This window comes from Microbacterium sp. USHLN272 (assembly GCF_037149655.1).
In the GTDB taxonomy this organism is placed as follows: Bacteria; Actinomycetota; Actinomycetes; order Actinomycetales; family Microbacteriaceae; genus Microbacterium; species Microbacterium galbinum.
Genome location: NZ_JBBCRA010000001.1, coordinates 1,025,070 through 1,046,533, shown reverse-complemented (window position 1 = coordinate 1,046,533; position 21,464 = coordinate 1,025,070). Strand labels below are relative to the sequence as shown.

Sequence of the window (21,464 nt, the reverse complement as noted above, 5' to 3'; positions counted from 1 at the left end):
TGCGGCGTCAGTGTCCGCCGTGGAACTCTCCGCCGGCGTCGTCGGCCGGCTTCCGGACGAACGGGCTCAGCGCCACGGCCGCGAGCGAGATGATGGCCGCGATCAGGAACGCCATGCGCGCGCCCGGTGCACCGGCCAGTGCGGTCGAGAGACCCTGCTCTTCACCCGAGTGCAGGATCGCGGAGTAGGTGACGAGCAGCACCGCGACACCGGCCGCCCCCGCCACCTGCTGCATGGTGTTGAGCACGGCCGAGCCGTGCGAGTAGAGCGAACGCTGCAGTGAACCGAGCGATGCCGAGAACAGAGGCGTGAACGACATCGCGAGGCCGACCGACATCACGGCCTGCACGATCACCAGCACCCACCACTCGGTGTGCTCGCTGACGGTCGAGTAGAAGAACAGCGCGGCAGAGACCAGGATCGTGCCGGGGATCAGCAGCGGGCGCGTGCCGCGTGCGTCGTACACACGACCCATGATCGGGCCGAGCAGACCCATCAGCACCGAACCGGGGAGCAGGATGAGGCCCGCGGAGAAGGACTCGAGTCCGACGACGTTCTGCAGGTACTGCGGGAGCAGCGTGAGCGTTCCGAACATCGACAGCGCGAGGATCGACATGATGATCACCGAGAAGGTGAAGTTCGTCGAACGGAAGACGCGCAGGTCGAGCAGCGCGTCGTCGACGCGCTGGAGCACGAGCTGATGCCAGACGAACAGCCCGAGCGAGACGACGCCCACGACGAGCGCGATGACGCCCGTTGTCGCACCGGCTCCGGCGCCCTCGCCGCCGAGCTGGCTGATGCCGAACACGATTCCACCGAAGCCGAGAGCGGCGAGCGGGATGGAGACAACGTCGAGGGGCATACGGCGCGTCTCGCCGAGGTTCGTCATCCAGCGGATGCCCATGGCGAGGGCGATCAGGGCGATCGGGAGGATGATCGCGAACAGCGCGCGCCAGTTGAACACCTCGAGCACGGCGCCCGCGAGCACGGGGCCTGTCGCGGGAGCGAGGGAGATCACCATGCCGACGCGACCCATCATGCGCCCGCGCGACTGCGGGGGCACGACGTTCATGATCGTCGTCATGAGCAGCGGCATCATGATTCCCGTGCCGACGGCCTGGATCACGCGGCCGACGAGCAGCACGGCGAAACCGGGGGCGATCAGCGACACCAGGGTGCCGAGCGAGAAGGAGATCATCGCGGCGATGAACACCTGACGCGTCGTGAAGCGCTGCAGGATGAACCCGGTCGTCGGGATCACGACGGCCATGGTGAGCATGAAGGCGCTGGTGAGCCACTGACCGAGCTCGGGCGGGATGCCGAGGTCGGTGTTGAGGTGGGGGATCGCGATCCCCATGGTGGTCTCGTTGAGGATCGCCACGAACGCGGCGACCAGGAGCAGCCAGATCACCCGCATGTCGGAACGCGCGATCGTCCCGTCGGCGGGAGCGGTGGTCGGGATCGACCCGGTGTCGACGGCAGACATACGGCCTCCAGGGCACAGGAAAGAGAGAGAACGGTGCGCGAGTGCGCCAGGATCATTCAGCGTAACCACAGGATCGGACATTTCATTCCGAGCCCGCGATATATCTGCTGAGGGCGGACGCCGCGACCCTGATGTCCCCACCGCTGGCTACGCTGACCTCATGAGCATGGGCGGCGGAATGGGTGGGAGGCATCCCGGGGGCTTCCGCGGTGTCGACGAAGATGCGCAGCGCCGGCTGAACGCCGAGGCTCCGCGCATCAGCGGCCTCGGAGCCCGAGTGGTGACGCTCTTCCGTCCGTACAAGTGGCGGATCGTCGTGACCGGCATCCTCGTCGTGCTGGGCGCGGGCATCGCCGTGATCCCGCCGCTGATCGTGCAGCGCGTGTTCGACGATGCGCTCTTCCCCGTCGACGGCGGCGGTCCGCACCTCGAGCTCCTGGTCTGGCTCGTGGTCGCCATGATGGGGCTCTTCCTCGGGTCCGCGGCGCTCGGCGTCGCGCAGACGTGGCTCACCTCGACCGTCGGCAACAGTGTCACAGGAGATCTGCGGGTGCGCCTGTTCGAGCACCTCCAGGCGATGGAGCTGGGGTTCTTCACCCGCACCAAGACCGGCGTGATCCAGTCGCGCCTGCAGAACGATGTCGGTGGCGTCTCCGGTGTGCTGACGAACACCGTCACGAGCATCCTCGGCAATGCGGTCACCGTGATCGCCTCGCTCGTGGCGATGATCCTGATCGACTGGCGTCTGACCCTCATCGCGATCATCCTCATGCCGTTCCTGATCATCGTGCAACGCCGGGTCGGGCAGGTGCGTGCGCGGATCGCGGGCGAGACCCAGGAGTCCCTGTCGGAGCTCACCTCGATCACGCAGGAGACCTTGAGCGTGTCGGGCATGCTGCTGTCGAAGGCGTTCAATCGGCAGCGCGCGGAATCGCAGCGCTACCAGGCCGAGAACCGCAACCAGGTGCACCTGCAGGTGCGCCGGGCGATGAGCGGCCAGGGCTTCTTCGCGGTGGTGCAGGTCATCATGGCGAGCGTGCCGGCGATCATCTACCTGGTCTCGGGCTACCTCATCGCGGGAGGGACCGGCGCGATCACCGCCGGCACCGTCGTCGCCTTCACCACGGTGCAGGCGCGGCTCCTGCAGCCGCTCATGGGCCTGATGCGCGTCTCGCTCGATCTGCAGACCTCTTCGGCCCTGTTCGCGCGCATCTTCGAGTACCTCGACCTGGTGCCCGAGATCGAGGACGCCCCCGATGCGATCTCAGTGGCGGATGCTCCGGGACCGCGAGGGCGCGTCGAGTTCCGCGAGGTCGTCTTCCGCTATCCCGATGCGACTGATGACGCCCGGCCCACCCTCGACGGGGTCTCGTTCGTCGCGGAGCCCGGCCAGCACGTGGCGTTCGTCGGTCCGTCCGGAGCGGGAAAGACCACGGTGCTCTACCTCGCTCCGCGCCTGTACGAGGCCCGCGGCGGAGCCGTGCTCTTCGCCGGCGCCGACGTGCGCACGCTCACGCAGGAGTCGATCATCGACAACGTGGGCATCGTGTCGCAGGAGACCTACCTCTTCCACGCGACCATCCGCGAGAACCTGCTGTACGCCAAGCCCGACGCGAGCGAGGAGGAGCTGATCGAGGCGACCACGGCGGCGAACATCCACCACATCATCTCGGGGTTCGAGAACGGCTACGACACCGTGGTGGGCGAGCGCGGATACCGTCTGTCCGGCGGCGAGAAGCAACGCATCGCCATCGCGCGCGTGCTGCTGAAAGATCCCCCCGTACTGCTGCTCGACGAGGCGACGTCGGCCCTCGACACGGTGTCGGAGCGCGTCGTGCAGGAGGCGCTCGACGAGGCCGCGAAGGGCCGGACGACGATCTCGATCGCACATCGACTCTCGACCGTGATGGGCGCCGACGTGATCCACGTGCTCGAGGCGGGGCGCATCGTCGAGTCCGGTACCCACGCCGAGCTGCTCGCGCACGATGGGCTCTACGCCGAGCTCGCCGCCCAGCAGGTGGCCGCGTCCCGTGTGCTCGCGACCGAGGCGGCCATCGAGATGACCGTTTCGGGCGGAGTGGCCGGCGCACTGCGCGATCGCCGGGCCGATCGCGCTCCGGAAGACCCCGTGTCGGCCGACGCGGTCGAGACGCTGACGGCATCCGTCCCGCTGACGGCCGCCGTGCCGCTCCTGGATGCCGCGACGGACGATCGGGTCTATCCGCCGCAGGAGTGAACGGCCGCGACCGGATCGTGATCAGTGCGCCGAGAGACCGCCGTCGACGAAGAGCGAGTGCCCGGTCACGTAGGCCGAGCCTGCGCCGGCGAGGAAGACCGCAGCACCCGCGAAGTCCTCGGGCAGTCCGTTCCGCCCGATCATCGTGCGCGCGGCGAGACTCGCGACAGCCTGCGGATCCTGCTGCAGCCGGGCGTTGAGCGGTGTCAGGACGAAGCCGGGAACGAGCGTGTTGCTCGTCACCCCGGTGCCGCCCCAGGCCTCGGCCTCGGAGCGCATGAGGGACTCCACGGCACCCTTGGATGCTCCGTAGATGCCGCTCGTGGCGAAGGCGCGGTGCGCCTGCTGCGAGCTGATGTGGATGAGGCGCCCATAGCCGCGCTCCGCCATTCCGGGCGCGAAACGCTGTCCGAGCAGAAAGGGCGCGAGCGCGTTGACGGTCATGGTCGCGTCCCAGTCGTCCTCCGTGATCTCGGCGAAGGGCGGGCGGATGTTGATCCCGGCGGAGTGCACGACGATGTCGGGCTCACCGAAGGGTCGTGCCGCGTCTTCGGCGGCGGCGCGGATGCCGTCGCGGGAGCTGAGGTCCCCGATCACTCCCTCCGCGGTCCCGCCGGCATCGCGCAGCGCGTGGACGGTCGCGGCGATGCGATCGGCGCCGCGGGCGACGATCACGGTGGACGCACCCGCTCCGGCGAGGGCGGTCGCTATCCCGCGCCCGATCCCGGAACTGCCGCCCGTGACGATCGCCGTGCGTCCGGTGAGCGAGAAGAGGCTGTCGAGGTAGGTCATGGGGTCTCCGGGTGCGTCACCAGCTGAGGGCGGCCGTGAGCGAGTGGTCGGGGGAGGCGTGGGCGAACTCGGGAAGCGCCTCGATCTCGGTGACGAACTCCGAGACCGCCGCTGCGTAGGCGGGGTCGAGGTGCGTGCGGGCGATCTCGTGGAGCGGGGGCAGATCCATCGCGACGATGAGCGAGAGACGGGCGGCGACGGCGTCGTGCGCTCCGGCATCCTGCAGCACGCGGATGCCGCCGCGCAACGCCGCGAGGTAGTCCAGCAGCACGGGGAGCCGAGCCTTGCCCTGCGTGATCGAGGTGCCGTCGGCGCGGACCCGCCAGTGCGCGACCACATCGGGGATCACGTCGAAGGCGGTCGCCCGGGTGTACATCAGCTGCGCCACGACCTGATCCTCGTAAGCGACTCCGTCGGGGAAGCGCAGGTCTCCCCAGAAGTCGGTGCGGCTGATCTTCGACCAGGCCACGATGTTCGCCGACGCGGCCGGGTGGTCGAGGATCGTCGTGCCGAGGCGCTGCGGGTCCGTGGCCGTGGCTACCCAGGGCTGCACGCGGCCGGCCACGTAGGAGTCACCCTGCGCGCGCGTGCGCACGTACGCTCCCGCCACGAAGTCGCTGCCGCTCTCGGCGAGGGTGCCGGTGAGGCGGGCGAGCGCGGTCGGGGTGAGTTCGTCATCGGCATCGAGGAATCCGAGGAGGGGCGTGTCGACGAGCTCGAGTCCGGCGTTCCGCGCGGCACCGAGACCGTGAGCCTCGTCGCGGCGGAGCAGGCGGAAGCGCGGATCATCGGCCGCGGCCGCCCGGAACACATCATCGGTGGCGTCGGTCGAACCGTCGTCGACGAGGATCGCCCGCCAGCGCGGCTCGGTCTGCGCGCGCAGCGAGTCGATCGCGGCGGGGGCGAAGGCGGCGATGTCCCGCCCGGGGACGATCATCGTCACGATCGGGTCGGGTGCGCTCACCCCCCGATTCTATGGCCGCGGGGTCAGGCGAGGACGGCGCGCACCGACTCCGCGACGAGCCGGGCGAGGTGCTCGGGGGCGTCGTCGGGGAGCGCTCCGCGACCGAAGGTGAAGCGCACCGAGGTCTGCGCGATCGCAGGCTCGATTCCGCACGCCAGCAAGACGGGGGAGGGCTCGTCGCTGCCCGCCGCGCACGCCGAGCCGCTCGACGAGACCACCCCGCGTCGCTCGAGTTCGAGCAGCACCGATTCCCCGCTCGTGCCGGCGAACGTGAAGCTCGCGGTTCCGGGGAGCCGCTGCGCAGGGTCTCCCGTGAGCGCCGCCTGTGGCACCGCCGTCAGAACCGCGGAGATGAAACGAGCCGTCGCCCGCCCGACCCGCGTGACGACATCCACCCGTTCGGCCTCGGCCAGGTCGAGAGCCGTGGCCAGCGCCACCGCTCCCGCGACGTTCTCGGTTCCCGACCGACGCCCGCGCTCCTGCCTGCCGCCGTGCAGCAGGGGTTCGAGCGGAACGCGCCCGCGCACGGCGAGAGCGCCGGTTCCCTTCGGGGCGCCGAGCTTGTGCCCGGCGATCGAGACGGCATCCGCACCCAGTCCGTCGAGGGGCAGCCACCCGGCGGACTGCACGGCGTCGAGATGCAGGGGCACCCCGGCATCCCGGGCGAGATCGGCGAGCGACGCGGCATCCTGCACCGTGCCGATCTCGTTGTTCGCATGGCCGACGCTCACGAGTGCCGTGTCGTCGCGCAGGAGCGCCTGCAGGTCGGATGCCGCGATCCTTCCGCATCCGTCGACGGGCAGGAGCGACACCTCGATGCCGTGGAAACGGCGCAGGAAGTCCGCGGACTCGAGGATCGACTCGTGTTCGATCGGCGAGACGATCAGATGGCGCTTGCCTCTCGCGAGGGCGCCGAGCGTGATGCCCTTGACCGCCAGGTTGTTCGCCTCGGTGCCGCCCGAGGTGAACACCACGTCACCGGTGCGCATGCCGAGCGCCCGGGCGACACGACGTCGCGCGTCGTCCAGTGCGCTCGCCGCGGCCTCGCCCACCGTGTGGTGGCTCGAGGGGTTGCCGAAGACGTCCGTGAGATACGGCCGCATCGCCTCGAGGACCTCCGGGCGCACCGGCGAGGTCGCGGCGTGATCGAGGTAGAGCACCCGCGTCAGCCGATCCGCAGATCCAGGCCGAGGTCGAGTGCGCGAGCGGAGTGCGTGAGCGCACCGACCGAGATGACGTCGACTCCGGTCGCGGCGATCGCGGCGACCGTGTCGAGATTCACGCCTCCGGACGCCTCGACCGTGGCGCGCCCGTCGATCATGGCGACGCCCGCGCGGAGGTCGTCGAAGGTGAAGTTGTCGAGCAGCACGGTGTGCGCCCCTCCCTCGAGCACGGCGGGGATCTGGTCGAGGCGATCCACCTCGACCACGACGTGCGCGGTGTGCGGAAGGCGCGCGATCGCGGCGCGCAGCGCCGTGGCGGTATCGACGCCGGAACGGGTGAGGACGGCGAGATGGTTGTCCTTCGCCATCACGGCATCCGACAGGGAGTACCGGTGGTTGCTGCCGCCGCCGCAGGCGACGGCATGGCGCTCGAAGGCGCGCAGGCCGGGTGTCGTCTTACGTGTGTCGGCGATCCGAACGGGCGTCTGCGCGACCGCTCGGACGTACGCTGCGGTGACCGTCGCGATGCCGCTCATGCGCTGGGTGAAGTTCAGTGCAACGCGCTCGGCGGTGAGGATGCTGCGCGCCGAGCCCGAGACGGAGGCGAGCACGTCGCCGGTCTCGAACGCATCGCCGTCACCGACGTGCAGGTCGACGGTCACATCGGGGTCGGTGAGGGCGAAGGCGGCGGTGAAGACGGTGCCGCCGCTGAAGACGCCGGGCTCGCGCGCGACGAGATCCGCGGTGGCCGTCGCATCGGCGGGGATCAGTGCTTCACTCGTCAGGTCGCCCCAGGGCGCATCCTCCTCGAGGGCGGCGGCGACGACACGGGTGAGGGTGGCGGCGGTGAGCATCAGACTCCGATCAGGGCGGGTTCGCGGAAGTGGGCGCCGACCGACGCGGTGCGCAGGAGAGCAGCGGATGCCGTCGCCTCGGCGAGCACCAGCAGATTCGCGTCCTCGTGCGCGGCGACGTCGATCGGGGTGGGGAGCGCGGCGCGCCAGGCGCGGATGGTCGCGAGCGCGAGTCGCAGTCCGTCGTCGGTGCGCAGCAGCCCCACCTCGTCCCACATCAGTCGCTGGAGGGCGTCGCGCGAGAACGGCGCGGAGATCGGCGTCGCCGCGTTTTCGACGATCGCGTGCGGCTCCGGCGCCTGCGGCCGAGGCCAGGGCGCTCCGATCGCCGCAGCGGCGCGGGCCCCGAAGACTGCGCCCTCGAGCAGCGAGTTCGAGGCGAGGCGGTTCGCGCCGTGCACGCCGGTGCGCGCGGCCTCGCCCACGGCGAAGAGACCGGGCCTGGTCGTACGACCGTCGAGATCGGTCGCGATCCCGCCCATCAGGTAGTGCGCCGCCGGGGTCACGGGGATCGGCTCGCGCGCCCAATCGAAGCCGCGCTCGCGCGTGACGCGGTCGATCGTCGGGAAGCGCCGAGCCAGGGTCGGGGCGCCGAGCATCGTGGCGTCGAGACGAACGGGCGAACCCTGCCGGGCGGCCTGACGCGCGATGGCCCGCGACACGACATCGCGCGGTGCGAGTTCACCGTCGGGGTGGCTGTCGAACGTGAAGCGGCGACCCGTGTCGTCGATCAGTGTCGCACCCTCGCCCCGGACGGCCTCGGAGATCAGGAAGGCGGGCTGCGCGTCGAGGATCGTCGGGTGGAACTGCACGAACTCGAGGTCGGCGACCGCCACGCCCGCGCGCAGGGCGGCGGCGATGCCGTCACCGGTCGTGCCGTCGGGATTCGTGGTGTGCGCGTAGAGGTGCCCGGCGCCTCCGGTCGCGAGCACGACGGCATCCGCGTCGAACTCGTCCGACTGCCCGTCGCGCAGCAGACGGATGCCGCGCACGGCACCCCCGTCGACGATCAGGTCGACGAGGAACGCGTGCTCGACGACCGCCATCCCGGTTCCGCGCACGGCGGCGGTGAGGGCACGGGCGATCTCGGCGCCGGTGGCGTCGCCGCCCGCGTGCACGATGCGCGCGTGGCTGTGCGCGGCTTCGCGACCGAGCAGGAGCGCGCCGTCGGGGGAGCGGTCGAAGGCTGCTCCGCGGGCGATCAGCTCGGCGATCCGAGCGGCGCCGTCCGCGACGAGCACCCCGACCGCTGCCTCGTCCGACAGACCGGCTCCCGCGGTCATCGTGTCGGCGGCGTGCAGGACAGCCGAGTCGCCCGCCCCGTAGACACCCGCGACTCCGCCCTGCGCGTACCCCGTGCATCCGTCGCCGAGCGTGCCCTTCGTCACCACCGTGACGGTGTGACCCGCCTCATGCGCGTGCAGGGCCGCGGTGAGGCCCGCGACGCCCGAGCCCACCACGATGACGTTCATCGCGCGCTCGCAACCACCGGCGGCTTCGCGGCGAGCATCCGCTCCAAGGAGACGCGCGCGGGGTCGGCGACGTCGGACGTGACGGTGATCCGGTTCGGAGTGCGGCCCGCGACGAGCTCCTCGAGCACCCAGGCGAGGTAGCCGGGGTGGATGCGGTACATCGTCGAGCACGGGCACACGACCGGGTCGAGGCAGAAGATCTCGTGCTGCGGGTACTGCGCGGCCAGTCGCTTGACGAGGTTGATCTCGGTGCCGATAGCGAAAGTCGTGGGTTCGGTCGCCGCATCGATCGCGCGTCGGATGTAGTCGGTCGATCCCGCCTCGTCGGCCGCATCCACGACCTCCATCGGGCACTCCGGATGCACGATCACCCGCACGCCCGGGTGCTCGGCGCGCGCCTGCTCGATCTGCCCGACCGTGAACCGGCGGTGCACCGAGCAGAAGCCGTGCCACAGGATCACCCGGGAGTCCTCGAGGACCTCGGCGCTCGACCCGCCGAGGGGCTTGCGCGGGTTCCACATCGGCATCTGCTCGAGCGGCACTCCCATCGCCTTGGCGGTGTTGCGGCCGAGGTGCTGGTCGGGGAAGAACAGCACACGGCGTCCGCGCTCGAACGCCCACTCGAGCACGGTCTGCGCATTGGACGACGTGCAGACGATGCCGCCGTGCCGACCCACGAATCCCTTGATCGCAGCGGAGGAGTTCATGTAGGTGACCGGGATGACCGGCACGCGTCCGTCCTCGTCGATCGCGTCGAGATCGCCGAGCACGTCTTCGAGCTGCTCCCAGCACTCCTCGACCTGATCGATGTCGGCCATGTCGGCCATCGAGCAGCCGGCCGCGAGGTTCGGAAGGATCACGGCCTGGTCGGGGCCCGAGAGCAGGTCGGCGGTCTCGGCCATGAAGTGCACGCCGCAGAACACGATCGCCTCGGCATCCGGTCGGCCCTTGGCCGCCGTCGCGAGCTGGAAGGAGTCGCCCACGTAGTCGGCGTGGCGCACGACCTCCTCGCGCTGGTAGAAGTGTCCGAGCACGACCACGCGGTCGCCGAGCGTCTGCTTGGCGGCGCGGATGCGCTCATCGAGCTCGGCCTCGTCCGCCTCGCGGTAGGCGACGGGGAGCTCTCCCTGACGCGGAGCTCCGGTCGGGATCACGTCGCCCATCGACGAGCCCGGTCCGTACCCGGGGCGGGTGTCGAAGTCCCAGGGGCCGACGGCGAGGTCGGTGGTACAGGTCTCGTCGACGGACGCGCCGGTGACGATCGCCTGGATCGCGTGATCGACCGAGCCGTCTCGCGGCGGGACGGCGGGTGCGGGGACGAAGGTGATGCTCATCGGATGCTCGTTTCTTCGGGACCGAGGGGGCCGCGGGCGGCCAGTTCGACGTCGGTGTTGTCGCGGTACAGGCGGGCGGGACGGTGGCTGCCGGTGCGGAAGCGGTCGGTGGGGATGAGGTTGCCCGTCGCCTCGACCTGACGCCGGAAGTTGGCGGGATCGAGTTGCCGGCCGAGGATCGCCTCGTAGGCCTCGCGCAGGTCGGCGAGCGTGAACTCGGAGGGGAGGAAGCCGTGCGCGACGCGGCTGTAGCCGACCTTGCTGCGCAGACGCCACAGGGCGTACTCGATGATGTCGGCATGATCGAAGGCGAGTTCGGGGAGCGCATCGACGTCGAACCATTCGACGTTCTCGGGCGCGCGCCCGGATGCCCGGTGCGCGGCGCTCTGCGCGAGGACCTCGTCCTGACGCAGGAGCGCCCAGTACACGATCGAGATCACGCGCGTGGGGGAGCGGTCGACGGCGCCGAAGGCGTACAGCTGCTCGAGATACGACGGGGTGAGGCCCGTGGTCTCGGCGAGCGTGCGCGCGGCGGTGTCGATCGGGGATTCGTCGGGGGCGATCCACCCGCCGGGCAGTGCCCAGCGGTCGGCGAAGGGTTCGCGCGTGCGTCGCACGAGGGGCAGCGCGAGCGCGGGAGTGCCCGGCGCCGACGGGCGCAGCGTCAGGATCACGGTGGAACCTGCGACGCGGATGCCGTCAGTTCGAGTCATAGTTACCTTAACCTCCGTCTCGATCTTAGTGTCATCGAGACACTTAGTGCGAGTGGATGACGCTCCGCGGCGTCGAGTCCGAAACGTTATGTGACGGCGGAGAGAACTCTTGTCCCCCTGGACGGGGTTTGTTAGGTTACTGTCCTAACAAACCCCGTCGCTCGGCAGAGCAGCCGACGACGGCCACGATCCCCACCCCCGAGGATCGGCTCCACACCCGGAGCACCCCTCCTGCAGTGCAGCACCGAGAGGAATCAAGAATGATCCGTAATGGCAAGCGCAAGATCGCGCTCACCGCGGTAGCGGGGGCATCCGTCCTCGCTCTGGGCCTGACCGCCTGCGGTTCGGGCGGCAGCGGCGACTCCGACGCGAACGGCGACCGCGCCCTCCGCGTCTGGGCGGGCAGCCAGACCCCGATCACGGCCAACTACAACCCCTTCGCGCCCACCGTGCTCCACGGTGCGCTCGGCCCCATCTACGAGCCGCTGTTCTTCTTCAACAAGACCGCGGACACCGAGCCCGTCGGCCTCATCGGCGACACCTACGAGTACAACGAGGACGGCACGGTGATCACCGTCACCATCAAGCCCGACCTCAAGTGGAGCGACGGCGAGCCCCTCACCGCGGCCGACGTCGCGTTCTCGTTCGGCTACGAGGCCAACAGCCCCGAGGCCAACGGGCTGGTGTCGGCCGAAGCCACCGACGACACCACCGTCGTGCTCACCTACGACAGCGCCCAGTACACCACCGAGTTCCAGCGGCTCGGCTCGACGTACATCCTCCCCGAGCACATCTGGAAGGACGTCGACGACTACGCCAACTTCGCCAACGAGGACCCGGTCGGATCCGGCGCCTACGTCGTCGACAAGACCACGAGCGAGTCGTACACCCTGGTCGCGAACGAGAACTTCCGCGACGCCGCCGACCTCGGCGTCAAGAAGGTGCAGTACATCGCGGTCGACAACAACCAGACCGCGCAGGACCTGCTCGCGGCCGGAAAGCTCGACTGGACCGGCATGTTCATCCCGAACCCGGATGACGTCACCGCGAACGGCGCGATCGACTGGATCAACACGCCGCAGGACCCGACGGTGCTCTACACCTGCTCCAACGCCGACCTCGGCTGCACGGGACCGCAGACCGACGTCGCCGTGCGCCAGGCTCTCAACGCCGCGATCGATCGCGGCACCATCAAGGAGAAGGCGTTCGTCGACCTGACCGCCGAGATCTCGCCCACCTACGCCCTGCTGCCCCGCGACGAGAAGTGGGTCGCCGACCCCGCGAACGAGCTCAGCCCGCAGGAGGCCGACGCGGCCGAGGCCGGATCGATCCTCGAGGCCGCCGGCTACACGAAGGGTTCCGACGGCATCTACGAGAAGGACGGAGTGCCCGTCGAGCTCAGCCTGACCTCGGTCGACGGATGGACCGACTACAACGACGCCGCGAAGCTCATCGCCGAGCAGGCCGAGGCCGCGGGGATCAAGATCAACGCCTCGACCGTGCAGTGGCAGGAGTTCTCCGACACCCGTCAGAGCGGGGAGTACCAGCTCATCGTCGGCGGCATGATCGGCACCTCGGTCGCCGATCCGTTCCAGATCTACCGCGACTGGTTCGGCGGCACCGCCGTCGCCTCGACCGGCCCCGTCGGCGAGGAGATCCCCACCGGGCGCTGGAACTTCAGCCGCTACGACAACCCGACCGTCGACGCCGCGATCCAGTCCGCGATCAGCACGAACGACGAGGCGACGAAGAAGGAGCTGTACGCGACGATCCAGACCGAGATCGTGCGCGACCTCCCGTACATCCCGCTGGTGATCAACGCCACCCAGACCTTCTACAACACGAAGGACTACACGGGCTGGCCGACGGAGGACGATCTGTACGCGTTCCCGCCGTCCTGGGGCGCGATCGCGGCGGGCTACGTCCTGACGCATCTGCAGCCGGTCGAGTAAGCACCGCCAACGGGGAAGCAGGAAGTCAAGGAAGACGCACACATGAAGTTCTATGCACGACGGATCGGGTTCTACGCCTTCACGCTGTGGGCCGCGATCTCCATCAACTTCCTGCTTCCCCGCATGATGCCGGGCAATCCCGCCGACATCATGATCGCCAAGATGCAACGCGCGGGCGGTGACGTCTCGGAGACGACCATCCGCAACATCAAGCTCCTCCTCGGAGGGGACGACTCGTCGCTGTGGGAGCAGTACCTCTCCTACTGGGGGCGGATGTTCCAGGGCGACCTGGGCGTCTCGGTGACGAAGTTCCCGACCCCGGTCACCGAGCTCATCGGGCAGGCGCTGCCGTGGACGCTGATCCTCGTCGGCACCGCGACCGTGATCTCGTTCATCCTCGGCGTCGTGCTCGGCGCCTGGGCGGGGTGGAAGCGCGGCACGTGGGTCGATCACCTGATCCCCGCCACGACCGTGCTGCAGTCGATCCCGTACTTCTGGATGGCGCTCATCCTCGTCGCCGTGTTCGCGGTCGGCCTCGGCTGGTTCCCGATCTTCGGGGGCTACGACGTCTTCGACTTCCCGGACGGCCCGGAGCCGACCTGGGCGTTCTTCACGAACGCCGTCTCGCACGCGATCCTCCCCGCGGTCACGATCGTGATCAGCTCGGTGGGCGGATGGCTGTTCGGCATGCGCAACATGATGGTCTCGACCCTCGCCGAGGACTACGTTCTCACCGCCGAGGCCAAGGGGCTGCGTCCCCGGCGCATCCTCACCACCTACGCCGCGCGCAACGCGGCCATCCCGTCGATCGCGGGCTTCTCGATCACCCTCGGGTTCGTGGTCGCCGGGTCCATCGTCATGGAGCAGGTCTTCACCTACCCGGGCATCGGCAAGCTGATGTTCCAGGCCGTCACTAACAACGACTACGCGCTGATGCAGGGACTCTTCCTCGTCATCACGATCACCGTGCTCGCCGCCAACTTCTTCATGGATCTCATCTACGGATTCATCGACCCGAGGGCTCGCCAGAATGTCTGACACCAAGCTCACCCCGATGCAGATCGTCAAGGAGCAGCCGACCGACACGCCTGCCACGACCATGACGCTCGCCACCGCGACCGGCCGATCGAGGCGGGGACGCGGACTGATGCCCACCCGCTCGGCGAAGTTCGTGACCGGCCTCGTGCTCGTGCTCGCGATCACGCTGTTCGCGATCATCGCGCCGTTCTTCACGCAGAACCCGCGGAGCACCGACAACGCAGCCCTGCAGCCGCCTTCCGCCGAGCACTGGCTGGGCACGACCAAGCTCGGCAACGACATGCTCGCCCAGCTCGCGATCGGCGCGCAGGGTTCACTGCTCGTCGGGGTCACCGCCGGCGGCATCGCGATCGTGCTGTCGCTGCTCTTCGGCGTGCTCGCCGGATACCTCGGCGGGTGGCGCGAAGACGGGCTCGCCCTCATCACCAACGTGATGATCGTCATCCCCGGCCTGCCGCTCGTGATGGTGATCGCGTCGTTCGTGCCGCAGCGCAGTTGGCAGCTGGTGGCGTTCGTGCTCGGCATCACGTCGTGGGCGGGTGCCGCGTACGTGCTGCGGCTGCAGACGCGCTCGCTCCGTACCCGCGACTACGTGTCGGCCGCGAAGGTGGCCGGTGAGCGATCGTTCCGGGTGATCCTCGTCGAGATCATGCCGAACCTCCTGCCCTTGCTGACCGCGCAGTTCCTCTTCGCGATCATCTTCGCGATCCTCGGCGAGGCGGGCCTGTCGTACCTGGGGCTCGGCCCGAACTCCTCGATCACGTGGGGCACGATCCTCAACGACGCGCAGTCCGGGCAGGCACTCGGACGCGGAGCGTGGTGGTGGTTCGTGCCGCCGGGCGTGATGATCGCGCTCCTCGGCGCGGGGCTCGCGCTGATCAACTTCGCCATCGACGAGATCATCAACCCGAAGCTGCGCAACGCGCCGGATGCCGCACGACGCGTGCGCCGGGCAGCCAAGACGAAGGGGGTCGCGGCATGAGCGACGCCGTCCTCACCGCCCGCGGCGTCTCGATCGAGTACGAGGTCGATCCGCCGGTCAAGGCCGTCCGCAACGTCTCGCTGACTCTTCACCGCGGCGAGATCCTCGGTCTCGCGGGGGAGTCGGGGTGCGGCAAGACCACGCTCGCCTACGGCATGAATCGGCTGCTCAAGGCTCCGGCCCTCATGACGAGCGGGGAGATCGTCTTCCACGACCGCGACGGCGACGACATCGACATCGTCGGCCTGCGCGACGACGGTCTGCGGGCCTTCCGCTGGGACAAGATCTCGATGGTGTTCCAGGGCGCGATGAACTCGCTCAACCCCGTGATCGACGTCCGGGCCCAGATCTACGACATCTTCGACACGCATCGCCCCGGTATGACGCGCGCGGCGAAGAGGGAGCGCGCCGAGGAGCTGCTGACACTGGTGGGCGTCGACCCCGCGCGACTGACGAGTTTCCCGCACGAGCTCTCGGGCGGCATGCGTCAGCGAATGATGATCGCGATGGCTCTGGCCCTCGACCCGCAGGTCATGATCATGGACGAGCCCACGACGGCGCTCGACGTGGTCGTGCAGCGCGGGATCATCCGCGAGATCATGCGGCTGCGCGAGAAGCTCGGCTTCGCGGTGATCTTCATCACCCACGACCTGCCGATGCTGATCGAGATCTCCGACCGCATCGCCGTGATGCTGCAGGGCGAGATCGTCGAGCAGGGAACCGCCGAGGAGATCTACCGATCTCCGCAGCACGAGTACACCAAGCGGCTGCTGTCGAGCTTCCCCAGTCTGCGCGGAGAGCGCGGGGACTTCGTCCGCACCGGAATGCACGAGAGTCAGGAGCAGGTGCGATGAGCGCTCACACGGATGCCGGTGCCGCCGCGCGCACGCTCGAGGCGCGGCACCTCACGAAAGACTTCCACCTGCGGTCGGGCTTCAAGACCAGCATCCTGCACGCGGTGAAGGACGTCTCCTTCACGCTCGAGGCGGGCAGGACGATCGCGCTGGTCGGGGAGTCCGGATCGGGCAAGTCCACGATCGCGCGCATGCTGATGAAGCTCGAGACGCCGACGAGCGGGCAGATCCTGCTCGACGGAACCGAGACCGGCACGCGGGGGCAGTCGCTCGCCCGCTATCGCTCCGACGTGCAGATGGTGTTCCAGGACCCGTTCGCCTCACTGAACCCGTTCCACTCGATCGTCCACCACCTCGAGCGGCCGCTGCGCATCCACCACCCCGAGTGGAGCGGCGCGCAGGTGCACGAGCGTGCCCTGGAGCTGCTGGATCGCGTGCGGTTGTCGCCGGCGAAGAGCTTCGCCGAGCGCAAGCCCCACGAGCTCTCGGGCGGGCAACGTCAGCGTGTCGCGATCGCGCGTGCGCTCGCCCCGGGCGCGCGGTTCATCGTCGCCGATGAGCCGGTCTCTATGCTCGACGTGTCGATCCGACTCGGGGTGCTCAACCTGCTCGCGGATCTGCAGCGCGAAGACGACCTTGGCGTGCTCTACATCACCCACGATCTCGCCACCGCCCGGCACTTCTCCGACGAGATCATGGTGCTCTACAAGGGCGATGTGGTCGAGCGCGGCCCGGCCGACGAGGTCATCCTGAACCCGCAGCACGCCTACACGAAGACGTTGCTGGGTGCCGCGCCGGAGCCCGAGAACCTCGGTCGCCTGCGCGACGAGGTCAGGCGGGAGCTCGCGGCGGAGACCCGCTAGACTGGGCGCACAATCGAACACGGGCCGAATGACCCCCGCGGGAGAGCCCCGGCGAACGCAGCCGGGCACCGAAGGAGCAAGCCTCCCCGCCAATCTCTCAGGTACGCGTACCGCGCGGTTCCGGCCACTCTGAAAAGCGATCCCGCCCGTCGGGGGATCCGCCGACGGTGAAAGCCCTGCGTCAGCGAGGGCGAAACTCTCAGGCCCATGACAGAGGGGGAGTTCCGAGGAACGGCGGTGCCGTCGTTCCGCCCGTCTGCATCCGGGAGAACTCCATGTCCGATCCCCGTTACACCCCGCTCCGCGAGCGCCATGAGGCGCTCGGCGCGTCGTTCACCGACTTCGGCGGCTGGCAGATGCCGGTGCGCTACACGTCCGACCTCGCCGAGCACCACGCGGTGCGGCAGTCGGCCGGTCTCTTCGACATCTCGCACATGGCGGAGTTCCTCGTCACCGGGCCGTATGCGGGGGAGTTCCTCGACTACGCGCTCGCCGGTCGCATCTCGGCGATGCCCGTCGGCAAGGCGAAGTACTCGCTCGTGCTGGCCGCCGACGGGGGGATCATCGACGACGTCATCGCCTACCGCCTCGCCGACGACCGGTTCCTGGTGATCGCGAACGCCGGCAACCGCGGATTCGTCGACTCCGCCTTCGCCTCGCGCGTGCGCTCCTTCCCGTCGATCATCGAGCGGCAGCAGGAGCGCACGGAGGGCGAGGAGCGCAGCTTCGCCGGTTTCCTGGGCGACCGGGGCGTCGACGTCGAGGACGTCTCCGATTCCTTCGCCCTGATCGCGGTGCAGGGCCCGGCGGCGCAGGCGATCCTGGCCGACACGGAGGGGATCGACGCGCTCAGCGTGCCGTGGGGCGAGCAGAAGTACTACGCCTGGGCCCAGGCGACGTTCCGCGACGAACCCCTGCTCATCGCCCGCACCGGGTACACGGGCGAGGACGGCTTCGAACTCCTCGTGCGCACCGACGATGCCGCGGCGCTGTGGGACGCGCTCCTCGTCGCCGGGGAGCCGCACGGTCTCGTGCCGGCCGGGCTCGCCGCCCGCGACACCCTCCGCCTCGAGGCGGGGATGCCGCTCTACGGGCACGAGCTGACGACCGAGACCAAGCCCGCGCAGGCGGGGCTCGGCCGGGTCGTCGCCGCCGACAAGTCGAGCTTCATCGGCAAGGACGCGGTGGATGCCGCGGCCGACGCCCCCGTGCTCGTGGGGCTCGTCGCCGAGGGCAAGCGCGCCGGACGGGCCGGCTACGGCGTCGTCGACGCCGACGGCGCCCCGCTCGGCGAGATCACCAGCGGTGCGCTCAGCCCCACTCTCGGCCATCCGATCGCGATGGCCTACGTGACCCCTTCTTCCGCGGAAGAGGGAACCGCAGTATTCCTGGATGTGCGGGGGACGAGGATCCCCGCGACCGTGACCGCTCTGCCTTTCTACCGGAGGACGAAATGACCGATCTCAGCACCCTGCACTACACCGAGGAGCACGAGTGGATCGCCGTGGAGGGCGACACCCTCACCGTCGGCATCACCGACTACGCCGCCGACAAGCTCGGTGACGTGGTCTTCGTCGAACTGCCCGCCGTGGGCACCGAGGTCGCCGCGGGCACCGTCGTCGGCGAGATCGAGTCGACCAAATCGGTGGGCGAGCTGTACGCGCCCGTGTCCGGCACCGTCGTCGAGGTCAACGACGCGGTCGTCGACGACCCCTCGCTCGTCAACGCCGAGCCCTTCGCGGGCGGATGGCTCATCAAGGTCTCCGTCGCGGGCGGAGCGCCCGACGGACTCCTCGACCGCGACGCCTACGTCGCACTCACGGAGGGCTGATCCGCACGTGGTCTCTTTCGCCGATCGTCATATCGGACCCACGGCCGACGCCCAGCGTCGGATGCTCGATGCGCTCGGCATCGGGCCCGACGTCGACCCCGAGGGGCCGCTCGAAGCGCTGATGACCGAGGCGGTGCCGTCGTCGATCTTCACGGCCGCGCCGTCGGAGTCCGCGCTCGCGGACAGCAGCATCCCCGCCGCCGCCAGCGAGACCGAGGCGCTCGCGGAACTGCGCTCCCTCGCCGCGCGCAACATGGTGAACCGGCCGATGATCGGTCTCGGTTACTACGGAACGATCACCCCGCAGGTGATCCAGCGCAACGTGCTCGAGAACCCGTCGTGGTACACGGCCTACACGCCGTACCAGCCCGAGATCTCGCAGGGCCGACTCGAGGCGCTCATCAACTTCCAGACGATGGTCGCCGACCTCACCGGGCTCTCCACCGCCAACGCGTCGATGCTCGACGAGTCCACGGCCGTCGCCGAGGGCATGCTCCTCGCACGCCGCGCGTCGAAGGCCAAGACCGACGTGTTCGCGGTCGACGCCGACGCGCTCCCGCAGACGCGCGCGCTCCTCGAGAACCGGGCGGATGCCGTCGGCATCCGTCTCGTCACGGTGGACTTCGCCGCGGGCGAGCAGCTGCCGGCCGACCTGTTCGGCGTCTTCGTGCAGTACCCCGGTGCCTCCGGTCGCGTGTGGGATCCGTCCGCCGTGATCGATGCGGCGCATCTCGCCGGTGGCCTGGCGGTCGTCGCGGCCGACCTGCTCGCGCTGACCCTTCTCACCTCGCCGGGAGCCCTCGGTGCCGACGTCGCCGTGGGCACGACCCAGCGCTTCGGCGTCCCGATGGGCTTCGGCGGCCCGCACGCCGGGTACATGGCGGTGCGCGCCGGTCTCGAGCGTCAGCTCCCCGGCCGCCTCGTCGGTGTGTCGGTCGATGCCGACGGCAAGCCCGCGTACCGCCTCTCGCTGCAGACGCGCGAGCAGCACATCCGGCGCGAGAAGGCGACCTCGAACATCTGCACCGCGCAGGTGCTGCTCGCGGTCATGGCGTCGATGTACGCGGTCTATCACGGACCCGACGGCCTGACGGCGATCGCCCGGAACGTCGCCGGCAAGGCGGGGCTGCTGCGCTCCTGGCTCGTCGAAGACGGCGCCGACGTCGTGCACGACGCGTTCTTCGACACGCTGCAGGTGCGCGTCCCCGGGCGCGCGGCCGAGTACGTCGAGCAGGCGCACCACGGCTACGGCATCCTGCTGCATGCGGCGGATGCCGACACCGTGGGCATCTCGGTCGACGAGACCACGACCGTCGACGAACTGCTGCAGGTCGCCCGCGTCTTCGGGGGCCGCGCCGAGCGAGCGTTCGCCTTCGTCGGTGACGCGAACGCCCTGCCCGAGGGGCTGCTCCGCCGGGAGGAGTTCCTCACGCACCCCGTCTTCCACGCGCACCGCAGCGAGACGGCGATGATGCGCTACCTCAAGAGCCTCGCCGACCGCGACTACGCGCTCGACCGCGGCATGATCCCGCTGGGCTCGTGCACGATGAAGCTCAACGCGGCCACCGAGATGGCGGCGATCACGTGGCCCGAGTTCGCGGGCATCCACCCGTTCGCCCCGGCATCCGACGTCGCCGGCTACCTCGAGCTGATCGATCAGCTCGAGGCCTGGCTGGCCGAGGTCACCGGATACGACGCGGTGTCGCTGCAGCCGAACGCCGGCTCGCAGGGCGAACTCGCGGGGCTCCTGGCGATCCGCGGCTACCACCTCGCGCACGGCGATGAGCAGCGCACGGTGTGCCTGATCCCGTCGTCGGCGCACGGAACGAACGCCGCGTCGGCCGTGCTCGCCGGGATGAAGGTCGTCGTCGTCGCGTGCGACGAGCTCGGCAACGTCGACCTCGACGATCTGCGGGCGAAGATCCAGATGCACGCCGAGGAGCTCTCGGCGCTGATGATCACCTACCCGTCGACCCACGGCGTGTACGAGCACGACGTGGTCGAGATCACCTCCGCCGTGCACGATGCGGGCGGTCAGGTGTACGTCGACGGTGCGAACCTGAACGCGCTGCTCGGCTACGCCCGCTTCGGCGACCTCGGCGGCGACGTCTCGCACCTCAACCTGCACAAGACCTTCGCGATCCCGCACGGCGGCGGCGGGCCGGGTGTCGGACCGGTCGCGGCCAAGGCGCATCTCGCGCCCTACCTGCCCTCGCACCCGCTCGCGCAGCGCGCGGAGCACGCGGGAGGCCACGTCTTCGCCGGTGGGGTCGTCTCGGGCGCCCCCTACGGCTCGGCGGGCGTGCTCCCGATCTCGTGGGCGTACGTGCGGATGATGGGCGGTGCGGGCCTGCGACGCGCGACCGCTGCGGCCGTGCTGTCGGCGAACTACATCGCCGCTCGCCTGGGCGAGCACTACCCGGTGCTCTACACGGGCGAGAACGGTCGGGTCGCGCACGAGTGCATCCTCGACCTGCGCCCGCTGAAGGAGGCGACGGGCATCACCGTCGACGACGTCGCGAAGCGTCTGATCGACTACGGCTTCCACGCGCCGACCATGTCGTTCCCGGTCGCGGGCACCCTGATGGTCGAGCCGACCGAGTCGGAGGACCTGGGCGAGATCGAGCGTTTCATCGAGGCGATGATCCAGATCAAGGCCGAGGCGGATGCCGTGGCGGCGGGTCGCTGGCCGGCCGACGACAACCCGCTCGTGCACGCACCGCACACGGCCGTGTCGCTGATCGCGGGGGAGTGGACGCACGCGTACACCCGCGAGGAGGCCGCCTATCCGGTGCACGCGTTGATCGCCGGCAAGTACTGGCCTCCGGTGCGGCGCATCGACCAGGCGTATGGCGACCGGAACCTCGTGTGCGCCTGCCCGCCGATCGAGGCGTTCGCCTGATCCGATAACACGTCGACGGCACCGTTTC

At 69.6% G+C, this 21,464-nt stretch carries 17 protein-coding genes and 2 riboswitches; of the genes, 9 read left to right on the top strand and 8 right to left on the bottom strand.

Going from position 1 to position 21,464, the window contains the following annotated elements; all coding sequences use genetic code 11:
- Positions 1-7 precede the first annotated feature (7 nt).
- Positions 8-1,486 (bottom strand): MDR family MFS transporter, encoded by a 1,479-nt coding sequence (locus WFJ97_RS05140; RefSeq protein ID WP_336640699.1) that lies wholly within the window; start codon positions 1,484-1,486, stop codon positions 8-10.
- 166 nt (positions 1,487-1,652) lie between these two features.
- Between WFJ97_RS05140 and WFJ97_RS05135 the strand changes: the two genes are divergently transcribed.
- Positions 1,653-3,722: an ABC transporter ATP-binding protein gene (locus WFJ97_RS05135; RefSeq protein ID WP_336641857.1), complete on the top strand. Its 2,070-nt coding sequence runs from the start codon at positions 1,653-1,655 to the stop codon at positions 3,720-3,722.
- A gap of 21 nt (positions 3,723-3,743) precedes the next feature.
- On the opposite strand, the gene WFJ97_RS05130 is transcribed toward WFJ97_RS05135, so the two are convergent.
- Genes WFJ97_RS05130 through WFJ97_RS05100 form a run of 7 tightly spaced genes read right to left on the bottom strand, consistent with a single transcriptional unit; the run spans position 3,744 to position 11,014 of the window.
- Positions 3,744-4,514, bottom strand: coding sequence for an SDR family NAD(P)-dependent oxidoreductase (locus WFJ97_RS05130; RefSeq protein WP_336640698.1), 771 nt, complete (start codon positions 4,512-4,514; stop codon positions 3,744-3,746).
- A gap of 16 nt (positions 4,515-4,530) precedes the next feature.
- Positions 4,531-5,478 (bottom strand): glycosyltransferase family 2 protein, encoded by a 948-nt coding sequence (locus tag WFJ97_RS05125; protein ID WP_336640697.1) that lies wholly within the window; start codon positions 5,476-5,478, stop codon positions 4,531-4,533.
- A gap of 23 nt (positions 5,479-5,501) precedes the next feature.
- Positions 5,502-6,638, bottom strand: coding sequence for a cysteine desulfurase family protein (locus WFJ97_RS05120; protein ID WP_336640696.1), 1,137 nt, complete (start codon positions 6,636-6,638; stop codon positions 5,502-5,504).
- 5 nt (positions 6,639-6,643) lie between these two features.
- Positions 6,644-7,495 (bottom strand): carboxylating nicotinate-nucleotide diphosphorylase, encoded by an 852-nt coding sequence (gene nadC, locus WFJ97_RS05115; protein WP_336640695.1) that lies wholly within the window; start codon positions 7,493-7,495, stop codon positions 6,644-6,646.
- Entirely contained in the window at positions 7,495-8,967 is a 1,473-nt protein-coding gene (gene nadB / locus WFJ97_RS05110) for an L-aspartate oxidase (protein ID WP_336640694.1), read from the bottom strand. Before nadB ends, nadC begins: the two co-directional genes overlap by 1 nt.
- Positions 8,964-10,301 (bottom strand): quinolinate synthase NadA, encoded by a 1,338-nt coding sequence (nadA, locus tag WFJ97_RS05105; protein WP_247622974.1) that lies wholly within the window; start codon positions 10,299-10,301, stop codon positions 8,964-8,966. Before nadA ends, nadB begins: the two co-directional genes overlap by 4 nt.
- Positions 10,298-11,014 carry an NUDIX hydrolase gene (locus WFJ97_RS05100; protein ID WP_336640693.1) on the bottom strand — a complete coding sequence of 239 codons (717 nt, stop codon included), beginning with the start codon at positions 11,012-11,014 and terminating at the stop codon, positions 10,298-10,300. The genes nadA and WFJ97_RS05100 overlap by 4 nt, the downstream gene beginning before the upstream one ends.
- A 260-nt stretch (positions 11,015-11,274) precedes the next feature.
- Here WFJ97_RS05100 and WFJ97_RS05095 point away from each other — a divergent pair, with 260 nt between their 5' ends.
- From WFJ97_RS05095 to gcvP, 8 genes are all read left to right on the top strand, one after another.
- Complete coding sequence (locus WFJ97_RS05095) at positions 11,275-12,966, top strand: ABC transporter substrate-binding protein (RefSeq protein WP_336640692.1); 1,692 nt, start codon at positions 11,275-11,277, stop codon at positions 12,964-12,966.
- A 42-nt stretch (positions 12,967-13,008) separates the two neighbouring features.
- The gene (locus WFJ97_RS05090) at positions 13,009-14,004 is read left to right on the top strand and encodes an ABC transporter permease (protein WP_247622971.1); all 996 of its coding nucleotides are present in this window, start codon (positions 13,009-13,011) and stop codon (positions 14,002-14,004) included.
- Positions 13,997-14,986 (top strand): ABC transporter permease, encoded by a 990-nt coding sequence (locus tag WFJ97_RS05085; protein ID WP_247632583.1) that lies wholly within the window; start codon positions 13,997-13,999, stop codon positions 14,984-14,986. Before WFJ97_RS05090 ends, WFJ97_RS05085 begins: the two co-directional genes overlap by 8 nt.
- Positions 14,983-15,840, top strand: coding sequence for an ABC transporter ATP-binding protein (locus WFJ97_RS05080; RefSeq protein WP_336640691.1), 858 nt, complete (start codon positions 14,983-14,985; stop codon positions 15,838-15,840). Before WFJ97_RS05085 ends, WFJ97_RS05080 begins: the two co-directional genes overlap by 4 nt.
- A complete protein-coding gene (locus WFJ97_RS05075; RefSeq protein WP_336640690.1) occupies positions 15,837-16,703 on the top strand; it encodes an ABC transporter ATP-binding protein in 867 nt (288 codons plus the stop codon). Before WFJ97_RS05080 ends, WFJ97_RS05075 begins: the two co-directional genes overlap by 4 nt.
- A 28-nt stretch (positions 16,704-16,731) precedes the next feature.
- Positions 16,732-16,826: riboswitch (glycine riboswitch) on the top strand.
- A 1-nt stretch (position 16,827) separates the two neighbouring features.
- Positions 16,828-16,924, top strand: a riboswitch (glycine riboswitch).
- Positions 16,925-16,978: 54 nt separating this feature from the next.
- Positions 16,979-18,160, top strand: a complete 1,182-nt coding sequence (locus WFJ97_RS05070; protein ID WP_336640689.1) for a glycine cleavage system aminomethyltransferase GcvT — start codon at positions 16,979-16,981, stop codon at positions 18,158-18,160.
- Complete coding sequence (gcvH, locus tag WFJ97_RS05065; protein ID WP_336640688.1) at positions 18,157-18,534, top strand: glycine cleavage system protein GcvH; 378 nt, start codon at positions 18,157-18,159, stop codon at positions 18,532-18,534. Before WFJ97_RS05070 ends, gcvH begins: the two co-directional genes overlap by 4 nt.
- Before the next feature lie 61 nt (positions 18,535-18,595).
- A complete protein-coding gene (gene gcvP / locus WFJ97_RS05060; RefSeq protein ID WP_442928424.1) occupies positions 18,596-21,436 on the top strand; it encodes an aminomethyl-transferring glycine dehydrogenase in 2,841 nt (946 codons plus the stop codon).
- Positions 21,437-21,464: the final 28 nt, after the last annotated feature.